Below are 12,036 nucleotides of genomic sequence, written 5' to 3' on the forward strand. Positions count from 1 at the left end.
ATGGGAATCAGATCCTTCAAGCCGACCTCGCCGGCGCGGCGTTACTACTCGGTCAGCGACTTCAAGGAGATCACGAAGGTCGAGCCCGAGCGGTCTCTGCTGGAGCAGCAGACGCGCACCGGCGGCCGGAACAACAACGGCCGGATCACGTCGCGGTTCCGCGGCGGTGGTCACAAGCAGCGCTACCGGATCATCGATTTCCGGCGCGACAAGATCGGCGTCCCGGCGAAGGTCGCCGCCATCGAGTACGACCCGAACCGGACCGCCCGGATCGCGCTCCTGCACTACGTGGACGGCGAGAAGCGCTACATCCTGGCGCCCGACGGCCTCGCGGTCGGGGCGACGCTGCTCGCGAGCCGGAACGCGGACATCAAGCCTGGTAACAGCCTGACGCTCCGCTTCATCCCGCCGGGCACCTCGATCCACAACGTCGAGGTCAAGAAGGGCAAGGGCGGTCAGCTCGTGCGCTCGGCCGGCGTCGCTGCGCAGCTCATGGCGAAGGACGGCGACTACGCGCAGATCCGCCTCCCGAGCGGTGAGATCCGCAAGGTGCACCTCGATTGCCGCGCCACGATCGGGCAGGTGTCGAACTCGGACCACGCGAACATCAGCCTCGGCAAGGCCGGGCGCTCGCGCTGGCTCGGGCGCCGGCCGCACAACCGCGGTGTCACGATGAACCCCGTCGATCACCCGATGGGCGGCGGTGAGGGCCGGACGAGCGGCGGGCGTCACCCGTGCTCGCCGTGGGGTCAGCTCGCCAAGGGCCTCAAGACGCGGAACAACAAGCGCACCGACGGGATGATCGTCCGGCGGCGCGGGACCAAGGGTTAGTCATGCCGAGGAGCATTAAGAAGGGGCCCTTCATCGACGGTCACCTGCTGGAGAAGATCCAGGCAGCCCAGGCGACCAACGCCAAGAAGGTGATCAAGACGTGGTCGCGTCGCTCGACGATCCTGCCCGAGTCGGTCGGCCTGACGTTCGCCGTGCACAACGGGAGGAAGTTCGTCCCCGTGTTCGTGACGGAGAACATGGTCGGCCACAAGCTGGGTGAGTTCGCCCCGACGCGCACGTTCCACGGTCACTCCGGGGACAAGAAGTCCAAGGTCTCCAAGGGCGGCCCTGGCGGCGGTCGCTGATCTCCCCGCGATAAGCGCGAGAGCATCGACGGCAAGCGGGCGGGATCGCAACAGCGGTCCCGCCCGTTCGCTTTGGAGCTCAGCGCAGGCGCTCCGCCCGCGCGGCCCTCGACCGGGGCGCCGTACCGGGCGGCGCCGAGCGCCGCTTCAGAACGTGCCGCGCACGCCGATGAAGCCGGGCGCGACGAGGAGCTGCGGCGAGGCTGCGGCGCGCTGCGGCTCGCCGACGCCGCCGCCGGTGAAGCTCAGGATGAACAGCGTCGTGCCCGTGACGAGCCCGAGCGCGCCGACGACGAGGCCGACGTTCGCGACCGTCTTCTGGGTCTTGCCCGCGTCGACGTCGTCCTTGCGGCTGATGGGGCAGGGGCCTCCGCAGGTCTCGGTGAGATCGCTGTAGCTGCTGTTCGCCATCAGCCCGGCCACCGTGAACACGCCGAGCCCCGCGACGCCGACGCCGCCGGCGACATAGGCGTACGGGCGGAGGTACGCCCTCGGCGAAGGCGCCTCCGACACGGGACCGACCGGACCCTCGTCGAGGAGCGTCGGAGAGCCGTCTGTGGCGCCGGATGGCTCGATCGGAGCGGCGTCGAGCGGGATCGTCCTCGCCTGGCCGGCCGAGAGATCGAGGGTCTGCGGGATCGAGGTCGTCCTGGTGCGCAGGACGATCTCGGTCTTGCCAGGCTTCACCGGGTACGGCTTGCCCCACCGCTCGCGCGGGACCTCCTTGCCGGCGATCGCGAGCGAGCTCGCGGCGTCCGGGTGCGCCACCGTGACGGTCACGAGCGCGAGCTTGCGCGCGAGGTCGTCTCGCTCCAGCTGCGCCGTCTGCTCCGTCTGGACGTAGCGCGGCTCGCTCTTCGCCCGGGCCGCGGCCTCCGCCGCGACCAGCTCGAACTCGAGGTACGCCTCGGTGTGCTCGCCCAGCTCGGCGAGGCAGCGCGCGATGTAGAGGTGAGAGTTCGGGCTCGCCACCGCGCCGTACGAGGCGCGGAACTGCTCGAGCGCCAGCGCGTAGCGCTTGCTCTCGTAGAGGGCGGCGCCCTTCTTGAACAGGCTCTGCGCCTTCTCCACCGCGTCCGGCGACGGCGTCGCCGCGGCGTCGTCCGCGCCCGCCGCGGGCCCGGGGAGCACGCACAGGCAGAGGCAAGAGGCAGCACCGAAGAGCAGCGCACGGAGCCAGGGTCGAGGTCGCACGATGTTCAGATACCCGATGGGTTGTACTTCTTCTTGGTGGTCGGTTTGCCGGTCGCCGCTGGCTTGGCCGCAGGCTTCGTCGGCGTGGAGGGCGTCCGGGGGCGCGAGGTCGACGTCGCGCGCGGCGCCGGCTGGGCCGCAGCGGGCTGCGGTGTCGCCGCGGCCGGCACCTGCGCCGCCGGCGAAGCCGTCGCTGCCTCGGGAGGCGACGACGGCTTCGGCTCTTCCGCAGGAGGCGGCTGCGCCGCCTGCGACGGCTCCACGGGCGCCGGGGTCGCCGCCGAGGCCTCCGCCGAGGGGGCGGCCTCCGCCGCGCCGGTCGCCGCGGGCGCGGCGGTGTTCCCCGTCGCGGGCGCGGGGAGCGCATCGACGCGCGCCTTGCCGACGTCCGGGGAGTGGCGCTCGTCGCCGCTGCGCGTGACCAGCGCGATGGCGCCGATCGCCACGCAGAACATCGCCGCCCCGGCCACGATCAGCTGGAGCCGCTTGTGCCGCTGCCCCGTCTCGTACGAGCGGTCGACCGCCGTGACCTCGCCGACGTCGTGGGCCAGGCTCCGCGAGCCGCCCCGCCCGAAGCGAGCGCTGAGCGCGGCCCTCGCCCCCCGCGGATCTGCCGCCGCGAGCACCTTGGTGGCCGGCATGCCGGCCGCCGGGAGGACCCGCGGGACGGACGCGCCGAGCGGCTTGCCCTCGCGCGGCGCTGGCGGCGAGCTCACCGGCACCGCCGGTGCGTCGGGCTGGATGTCGGCCTGCAGCGAGGGCGCGATGATGAGCCGCGGCGGGGTCTGGGGAGGCTGCGCCGGTACGGCGATCTCCTCGAAGGAGATCGGCTCCAGGCTGACGGGGCCCTCCTCTTCCTGCGCTGCTGCCGGGGACGCCCCCGCTGCGCTCGAGGCAAGGCTTGCGCCGGCTTGCGCCGCCGTCGCTGCAGCCGGTGCGCCCCTCGTCGCTGCAGCCGGCGCCGTCGCTGCGGCCAACGCGGCCGCCGCCGCGCCGGCGACGGCGGGCGCGATGTCGCGCGAGCCCGGGCCGACGTCGGCCGGCGGGGCATGGAGATCCGGAGAGGCGCCGGAGCGGGGCTCCGAGTTCTGGGCCGCGCCGGCGTCGACCGCCGCGATCGCGTCGCGGAGCTCCTGCGCGCGCCGCGCCTGGGTCTCGCCGATCGCCTGCCGCACGAACGCGGCCACGTCCTCGTCGGTCGTGGGCTCGCCGAGGGTCGACGCCACCTGATCGATGGCCCGCTGCATCTCGGCGCACGTCGAGAAGCGGTTCTCGCGATCCTTCTCGAGCGCCTTGAGGATGATCCTCTCGAGCTCGGGGTGGATCGCGCCGTTCAGCTCGCGCGGGGGGAGCGGGTTCTTGATGGTGATGTTCTCGACGGTCGAGAGCTCGGTCTCGGCGCGGAACGGGTGCATCCCCGTCGTGAGCACGTACAGCAGCGCCCCGAGCGAGAAGATGTCGCTCCGGCGATCGATGGGCAGCCCGCCGAGCTGCTCTGGCGAGAGGTACGGGGTCTTGCCCTTGATGATGCCGCCGGCGCGCGTGACGTGCAGGCGCCCCTTCGACTTCGCCACGCCGAAGTCGACGATCTTCACGAAGCCGGCGGTCGAGATGAGCACGTTTGCCGGCGAGATGTCGCGGTGGACCAGGTCGAGCAGCGCGCCGCTGTCGTCGCGGAGCTCGTGCGCGTTGTGCAGGCCCGCGCAGATCTGCGAGGCGATGCGGAGCACGATCCGCTGCGGGATGCCCCCGAGCCGCTTGGCGGCCTTCTGGAGCGTGCTCGCCGTCTCGCCGTCGACCCACTCCATGACGATGTAGAGGACGTCGTCCTCCTCGCCGAGGTCGAGGATCTCGACCACGTTGGGGTGGCGGACGCGCGCCGCGACCCGCGCCTCGTCGAGGAACATCGACTCGAAGTCGGGGTCGTCGGAGACGTCGGGGAGCATCGTCTTGATGGCGACGATCTTCCGGAAGCCGCGGGTGCCCTGGAGGCGCGCGGCCCAGACGGCCGCCATGCCTCCCTTGGCCACCGGCATGAGGATCTCGTAGCGGCCGAGGGTGCTCCCCGGGCCCAGCCGATCCACGGCCGATGCCGCGCGGCCCCACAGCTTCGTCGGGCCCTGCGACCCGGTCGGCGTGTTGAGCGTCCTGCCGGAGTTCGGTGACGGCTCGGCGCCGCGCGCGCTCTCCGGCGTCACGGCAGCCGCCGACGCAGGCGCCCCGCCCGCCGGGGCGACAGGCGACGCGGACGACGGCGCCTTCAGCGCCGAAGGGATCGCAGGCGAGGTGGCCGACGCGGGGCCCGAAGAGATCGGCGTCTGTGGAGACGCAGCCGCTGCCGCGGGCGCTGCAGGCGACGTGGCTGCGGCGGGCGCTGCAGCTGCTGCGGGCATCGCGGGCGCTGCGGGCATCGCGGGCGCTGCGGGCATCGCGGGCGCTGCGGGCATCGCGGGCGCTGCGGGCATCGCGGGCGCTGCGGGCATCACAGGCGCCGAGGGAACGGCGGCCACCGCGGGCGCTGCGGGAGCACGCTGCGCGGCAGGCGCCAGGGGCACCGCTGGCGCCACGGGCGCGCGAGGCGTCGCCGGCGTCGTCGTTACGGCGGCTGTGCGCGGCGCCGGCGGCACGGCGGGCACCACGGGCACGCGTGGCGCGGCAGGCGCCGGAGGCACCGCAGGTACCCCGGGGACGCGAGGCGTCACCGGGCTCGGCGAGATCGCAGGCGCGACAGCCGCGGGCGCCGCCGCGGAGCTCTTGCCGGGGACCTCGGCGGGGGGCGACGGCGGCGCCGCCCGAGCTGCCGGCGGGCGCGGCGGCCTCGGGGGCCCCGGCGGGATGGGCGTCGGCCGCCTCGGCAACGTGCCCTCGGCCGGCGTCGGCGTCAGCCGCACCACCACGTCGTTGTCGCCCGGATCGGCCGGCCGCGGCACGGCCGCCCGCGCCGGCGGCTGCTCCTTCAGCGCGACCGCCGCAGGCGCCGGTGTCGCCGCGGGGACCTCGGCCCTCGCCGCGATGGCGCCGTTCTCCGTCCTCTCGCTCGACGGCTCGATCCGCGGCAGGGTCGATGCCGGAGGGCGCGGCGGGGGGAGGCCGCGGGCCGCGCCGTCATGCGCCGAGCCCCACTCGGTGTCTATATCCGCGTGATCCGCGTGATCCGCGTGCGCCGCACCGGCGCCCGCCGGCGCGGCGCCGTTCGATGCGCCCCCGCCCGCCGGCCTGGCCGCCACGCCGTTCTTCAGCGCGGTCGCGCCGCTCGACGGGCGGAGCTGGCTCGCGCTGACCGCGCCGCCCACCGCGACAGGCGGCGCGCCCGGCGTCGTCGGCGCCGTGCGCGGGCGCGGCGACGGCGCGGTGATCGCGTGTCGCGGGCCATCGCCGCGGGGAGCCAGCGCGCCCTCCGGGATCGCCAGGCCCACCAGCGTCGCCCCGCGCGCGCGCGGCGGCGGAGCCGGCCGCGACTCGCTCGCGCCGGACGTGCCCGCCATCGCGGCCGCGATCATGGTCCGGCGCGGCTCGATCGCCTTGCTCGCCAGCCTGCTCACCGCCGCGGCCACGTCCTCGGTCCCGGCGATCCGCCCGGCGGCCGCGGCCTCCAGCGCCGCCAGCATCGCCGACGCGCTCTCGAAGCGGCGCGCGGGCTCGCGCTCGAGCGCGGTCCGGACGACCTCGACCACCTCGGCCGGCACGGCGCCGCCCGCGAGCGGCGGGATGGGCGCCGTCAGCACCTTCTGGATGACCGCCGTCTCCAGCTTCGACGAGAACAGCCGCTGCCGGGAGAGCAGCTCCCAGAGGATCACGCCGACCGAGAAGAGATCGGCGCGCGCGTCGAGCGGGGCCGCCGCGTGCGCCGCCATCGCCTTGACCCGCTCTGGCGCGGCATACGCGAGCCGATCGGGGTTCCTCGTCCCCATGGGCGCGAGCCCCGCGATCGCCCGCGCGACGCCCAGCCCGCTCACCCTCGTGACGCCGTCGACGCCGACGGAGACGTGGGTCGGGTTCAGCTCGCCGTGCACGAGCGGCGGCTCCGCCGCGTGCGCGGACGCGAGCGCCCGCAGCACGTCGGCCCCGATGCGCAGGGCGACCGGGAGCGGCAGCCCCTCGGCGCCGGCCGCCGACACGAGCGCGCCGAGCTGCTCGCCCTCCACGTACTCCGAGACGATGAAGACCTCCCCGTCGGCGATGCGGGCGTCGAGCACCGAGAGCACGCTGGGGAAGCGGACCTGCTGCGCCATCCCGGCCTCGCGGAGGATGCTGTCCGCGGTCTCGGCCCTCTTCGTGAGGTGCCGGTAGATGCGCAGGATGGTGACAGGAGCCGCGCCCGTCGCCTCGCCCTCGGAGGACGCCCGCGCGAGCCACGTGGACCCGATGCCGCCGCCGGACAGCTCTTTCAGCAGCTCATAATTGCCGAGTCGCGAAGCAGAGCCCGCACCGGGCGGCCTGTCGAGCGCCATGGGACTTGCATGCTATCAGGACGTCAGAAGCTGGATCCAGCGTTCGCGGCCGATCATGCGGCGAGCTTGGTCGTGTCCGGAGCGCCCTGTCAGGCGAGCTTCGCACGCAGCGCTCGCCGCCCTCCGCGCGGGCAACTCGGCGCGCGCTCTGGCCGGCGCCGCGCGCGCGCCGAAACGCCCGCGCGGTGAGCGCTCCGGGGGCCTCGCCGCCCTCCGGCGGCTTGACACACGCGCGCGAGGAGCTCCAGGCCGTACGGCGAGATCGCCGCGAAAAACGGGCACAGCTGCGGCGATCGCGCCCGCGGCGAGGGGCGCGGACTCCTCTGCTCGCACAGGTGCTCGGGTGTGGGGAGCTCAGCGCGCGCCGCTTCCGCTGGCGCCGCGCGTGGGCGCATCGGGCCCAGCAGCGACCTCTCCGCGGCGCGCGCGGTCCGTCGTGCCGCCTCGGGCACCACAGACCGGCGAGCTCAGGGGCCCGAGGCGCGGCTCGGGACGGGATGAACGGTCAGCGTCACGAACCTGGTACGGCGCTCGTGGCTCGAGAATGCGCTCGCGGCGACAGGGATCCCGTGCCGGAGCGCCACGGCCACGTGCGGGCCCGGATCGACCCGGATCGCCCTCGACGGCTGCGCCTCCTCGCCGTCGAGCAGCACGGTCACGCCCTCGGTCGCGCCGGCGACGTTCAGCACGATCTTCGGCATCCGCCCCTCGAGGTCCTGGAGGCGCGCGTCGATCTCGGCGAGCACCGCCGGCGTCGTGGTCCGCGCGGCCGCGCGCGCGTCCTGGTACGTCCGCTCGGCCTTGCGCAGCCGGCCGAGCCGCTCGTGGCAGAGGCCGATGTGGAACGTCACGTTCGCCGTCGGACGGCGGCGCGCGATCGCCTCGAACCGATCGAGCGCGTCAGCCCAGCGTCCGGCGATCTCGAGGGTCAGCCCCCGCGCGAACTGGAGCCGCAGCGCGCGCGTCGCGACGTCGTCGTGCGCGCGCGTCGCGACGCCGTCCTGCGCGCGCGTCGCGACGCCGTCCTGCGCGCGCAGCCAGGAGGGCGAGAGCAGCGCCCAGCAGACGAGGCCGAGCGCGGCGGCGCGCCGGCGGGATCGCCTGCGCAGAGCGGAGGTCGGTGCGGCGTTGATCATCAGAACCCGGGGCTCGTGATGCGGGATCGCGAGGGCCCGCGCGGCACCTGTGAGCGCGGGCCCTTGTCCTCCGAGGTCGCCGAGATCCCGGCGCTCCCCGGGTCCGCCGAGGCGAGCTCGGCCGAGCCTGGCGCGCCGTCGCAGCTCGCCGCCTCCGAGCCCGGCGCGACGACGCCCGCGCTCCCGGGCGCGCCGGCGCCGCGCCGGGACGCGGCGCCGCTCTCGGCGAAGGCCGCGGCGAGCACGGGGCGGAGGCTCTCGCGCGCCGCGCGCTCGGGCCCCGCGTCCGCCGGTTCCCGCAGCGCGGCCGACACGAGCGCCGCCGCGAGCGCCGCGCCGCCCGCGATCCAGAGCGCCACGCCAGCGCCCGCGCGCCGCCGGGTATCCCGCGGGGGCGCGACGTCCAGCGTGCGGCCGAGCGTCGTCGCCTCGCGCCACCGGTGCGCCCGCGCCCGCGAGGCCCAGATCCGCCCGAGGGCGCGGAGGGCGAGCTTCGGCGGCGCGGCGAGCGCGCCGCGGGGGCGCGTCGTGTCGAGCGACCGCGAGCCAGGGGCCCGCGGCGCGAGGATCACGAGCGGCGCGGGCGCGCTCGCGCCGAGGTCCTCGAGCGCGGCCTGGAGCTCCGCGCGCAGCGCGGCCGCGTCCGGGTAGCGCCGCGCCGGGTCCTTCTCGAGGCAGCGGCCGACGATCTTCCGGAGGCGCTGCGGGACGGAGGACGGGAGCGGCGCCGGCTCGGTGTCGAGGATGCGCCGGAGGACCGCGTGGTGGTTGCCCCCCCGGAACGGCTGCGCGCCGCTGAGCGCCTCGTACAGCATGACGCCGACGGCCCAGAGGTCGGCGCGCGCGTCGATGGTGCGCTTGCCCAGGGCCTGCTCCGGGCTCATGTACGAGGGCGTCCCGAGCAGCTGTCCCTCGATGGTGAGCGCGTCGCTCGCGCCCGTGAGCTGGCTGATGCCGAAGTCGACGATCTTCGGGACGACGCCCTCGCCGGGGACCAGGGCCATCATGATGTTCTCCGGCTTGATGTCGCGGTGCACGACGCCCTCGGCGTGCGCGGCCGAGAGCCCGCTGCACACCTCGATGAGGATCGGCACGACCTCCTCGGGCGGCAGCGGCCGGTTCGGGATCAGGCGATCGGCGAACGGCGAGCCCCGCAGGAGCTCCAGGGCCAGGAAGAGGTAGCCCTCGTCCTGGAGCTCTCCGGCGTCGACCACGCCGACGATGTTCCGGTGCTGGAACTTGCCGATGATCTTCGCCTCGCGGACGAACCGCCCGACGACCTGCTCGTCCTGGAGCGCCGGCGACAGCTTGAGCGCGACGTCCCGGCCGATGAGCTCATGGCGCGCCCACCAGACGCTCGACATCCCGCCCGAGCCGATCGGCCGAATCAGGCGGAAGCGACCTCCTGCTACGTCTCCGGCATGCAGCATGTGCCCCCCTCGCCCATCGCGCGTGAGAAGCCTTCACGCCGATCGAGCACAGAGAGCCGAAAGGCACGAGCAAGGCCATCGGCGCGGAGATCCGCCAGAGATCCGCCGTCACCACCGAACGGAGCCCGGCGGTGGATCCGCTCGTCAGGGGCGGTAGCGCTCGAGGATGTCGTTCGAGAGCTTCACGCCGAGCTCCCGGTAGCCGCGGAAGGTGAGGTGGACGCCATCGCGCGAGGCGCGCGGCGGGCGCTCGCGGTACCAGGCCTCGATCGAGCCCCTTCCGCCCATCGCCTCGTAGGTGTCCCAGAACGCGCAGCCGCCCTCCCTGGCCGCGTCGCGCAGCACGTCCCGGACGACAGGCGTCCGCTCCGGCGTGTCCTTCCGGTCCGTCGGCGCGAGGACGAGGCAGTCGATGTCGGGCTCGACGCGGCGGGTCCGGTCGAGCAACTCGGCCAGCTGCCTGGCGTAGAGCGACGGGTCGGTGGTGACGTCGCCCGCCTCGTTCGTGCCGTACTCCAGCACCACGAGCTCCGGCGAGCGCCGCGCGAGCTCCGCGGCCCAGCTGAGCTCCTGCCACCGCAGCGGCGTCGCGAGGCGCGCGCCGTTGATGCCGAGCGTGTCGACGACCACCCCGGGCCTGACCTCGGGATCGGTCTCGACGACCAGGCCGCAGAGCTCGGGCGCGCCCGACGGCACGACGCCGAGCTTCGTCGCGCCCACGCTCGAGAGCTTCGCGTGCTGCAGCGCGCCGACGGTGTCGCCCGGGGCCGCGCGGAGGACCTGGCTCGGGCCGCCCTCGATCGTCACCGCGAGCTCGTCGGTCGGCGCGCTGGAGCGGAAGCACACGTCCCACAGCAGCCGGCTGGAAGGCCCCGCGCCGGTGACCGTGATCTCGGCGCGCACCGGGCCCTTGTGCGCGCTGAAGAGGACCCCCCCGAGCCCGAAGACGCCGTCGTCGATCGGCTGCGAGCCGCCCGGCGTCTTCGGGCGTGTCCGCCACTTGCCGTCGGCCGTGAGCCGCGCGCCGTCGTGGCGGTAGGCGGCGTAGCCGAGGTGCACGAAGCCGAGCCCGCCGTCGCCGAAGCGCCGCTGCAGCGCCGTGCGGAGCGCGCCGCTCCAGAAATCCGCGGCGGCGTGCGAGTCGCCGAGCCAGGCGACGCGCACGTGGTCCTTGCGGCGCCCCTGCTCGAGCGCGCGGAGCGCCGCGAAGAAGTGGGCGTAGGTCCCGTCCTCGGGGCGCATGAGGTCGAGCTCCGGCGGGCGCGCCGGCGCGGCCTCCGTCCGGCGCGTCGCGGTCGCCTCCGGGGCGTCCGCCTCCGTCCGGCGCGCCGGGAGCGCCGCGGGCGGCGCGGCGCCCACCTCGGGGGTCGGCGGCGCGACGTGCTCGCGGGTCGAGCTGCAGCCGAGCGCCGCGGCCGCGAGCAGGGCCGCGGCGAGGCGCCGCAGGGCGCGCGAGCGAGCCGCGCTGCGCTCAGGGACCTCCGCGCGCGCCGCGGAGCAGGGGGCGCCGCTCACGACAGCGGATCCTCGACGTCGAGCTCGGCGTCCGCGCTCGCCTCGAGCTCCTGGCGCTCGCGCCGCTCGCGGACGCGGTCCTGCACGGCGCCGACGAGCACGTCGACGTAGGACTCGAAGGGAGGGCAGGCGATCCCGGCGCCGCCGAGCACGAGGTCCGCGTTCCGGGCGTCGTAGCGCACCGGCGTCATCAGCTGCTCGACGAACGCGCGCGGGCTGCGGACGAAGCGCTCGAGCCCGGGCGTGCGGAGCAGCGCCTTGGCCAGGTTCGACGGGATGTGACCGCGCGCGGCGCGGCGGCCGCTCGCGCGGGCGACGAGGTCGAAGACCCGCCGCGCCGAGAGCGGGTGCGGGTCGGCGACGTGGAACGTGCGCCGCGGCGCGAGGCGGTGCAGCCCGATGGCGTGCGTCGCGCGGACCACGAAGTCGATCGGGACGATGTTGAGCGGCACGTCGCCGCGGCCGGGCATCGGGATCGCGATGTCCGCCGGCGCCGCCATGATGAGCAGCACCAGGAGGTACAGGCCGTCGAGCCGGTCGATCTCCCCGGTCGTCGAGTCGCCCACCACCGTGGTCGGCCGCACGACCGCCACCGGCACGTGGCGCATCGCCCGCCGCACGAGCACCTCCGCGCGCATCCGCGTCTCCTCCACAGGATTACGGAACGCCTGACCCACCTCGAGATCATCCTCGTACACTGTACCGGTCCGATCGCCCGCGACGAACGCCGTGGATTGGTGGACGAGGCACTGGAGCGAGCCGCAGGCGCGGGCGAGCTCGATCACCTCCGCGGTGCCGACGACGTTGAGGGCGTGCGCGGTGCTCCGGTCGGCGCCGGCGTGGCTCACGTACGCGAGGTGGTGGATCCGGTCGAGCTCCCGGGCGAGCTGCCGGAATTCGACGCCGGACAGCCCGAGGTCCATCGCCGCGACGTCCCCCTCGAGCAGCACGAGCCGGTCGCGGTCCGCCGCCGGGAGCGCGTCGCGCTCCGCGCTCGCCTGCAGCGATGACTTCGCGAGCACCACGACGTAGACGAGCGTGCGCGGCTCCGACGCGAGGATGTGGTGCAGCATCTTCCGCGCGATGAACGAGGGGAAGCCGGTGATGAGCACCACGCTGTCGTAGCCGGGGCGAGGCATCGGCCCGAGCTTACCGCAGCAGTGCGCCTGCTCCG

The 12,036-nt window shown here is 75.0% G+C and carries 8 protein-coding genes; 2 read left to right on the top strand and 6 right to left on the bottom strand.

The window, feature by feature from the left end; translation table 11 throughout:
- Complete coding sequence (gene rplB, locus WME89_RS07240) at positions 1 to 831, top strand: 50S ribosomal protein L2 (protein ID WP_438008503.1); 831 nt, start codon at positions 1 to 3, stop codon at positions 829 to 831.
- 2 nt (positions 832 to 833) lie between these two features.
- Positions 834 to 1,136, top strand: coding sequence for a 30S ribosomal protein S19 (gene rpsS, locus WME89_RS07245; protein WP_104977683.1), 303 nt, complete (start codon positions 834 to 836; stop codon positions 1,134 to 1,136).
- Between the two features lie 147 nt (positions 1,137 to 1,283).
- On the opposite strand, the gene WME89_RS07250 is transcribed toward rpsS, so the two are convergent.
- The 6 genes from WME89_RS07250 to WME89_RS07275 all read right to left on the bottom strand — a co-directional run bounded on the left by WME89_RS07250 (position 1,284) and on the right by WME89_RS07275 (position 12,001).
- On the bottom strand, positions 1,284 to 2,330 hold the full coding sequence (locus tag WME89_RS07250; protein ID WP_438008504.1) for a tetratricopeptide repeat protein: 1,047 nt from the start codon (positions 2,328 to 2,330) through the stop codon (positions 1,284 to 1,286).
- Between the two features lie 5 nt (positions 2,331 to 2,335).
- On the bottom strand, positions 2,336 to 6,781 hold the full coding sequence (locus WME89_RS07255; protein ID WP_438008505.1) for a protein kinase domain-containing protein: 4,446 nt from the start codon (positions 6,779 to 6,781) through the stop codon (positions 2,336 to 2,338).
- Positions 6,782 to 7,248: 467 nt separating this feature from the next.
- A complete protein-coding gene (locus WME89_RS07260; protein ID WP_438008506.1) occupies positions 7,249 to 7,917 on the bottom strand; it encodes a tetratricopeptide repeat protein in 669 nt (222 codons plus the stop codon).
- Entirely contained in the window at positions 7,917 to 9,347 is a 1,431-nt protein-coding gene (locus WME89_RS07265) for a serine/threonine-protein kinase (protein ID WP_438008507.1), read from the bottom strand. Before WME89_RS07265 ends, WME89_RS07260 begins: the two co-directional genes overlap by 1 nt.
- A 144-nt stretch (positions 9,348 to 9,491) precedes the next feature.
- Positions 9,492 to 10,862 (bottom strand): GDSL-type esterase/lipase family protein, encoded by a 1,371-nt coding sequence (locus WME89_RS07270; protein WP_438008508.1) that lies wholly within the window; start codon positions 10,860 to 10,862, stop codon positions 9,492 to 9,494.
- Complete coding sequence (locus WME89_RS07275) at positions 10,859 to 12,001, bottom strand: SDR family oxidoreductase (RefSeq protein WP_438008509.1); 1,143 nt, start codon at positions 11,999 to 12,001, stop codon at positions 10,859 to 10,861. Before WME89_RS07275 ends, WME89_RS07270 begins: the two co-directional genes overlap by 4 nt.
- Positions 12,002 to 12,036 lie beyond the last annotated feature (35 nt).

The organism is Sorangium sp. So ce321 (assembly GCF_051530195.1).
Lineage (GTDB): Bacteria > Myxococcota_A > Polyangia > Polyangiales > Polyangiaceae > Sorangium.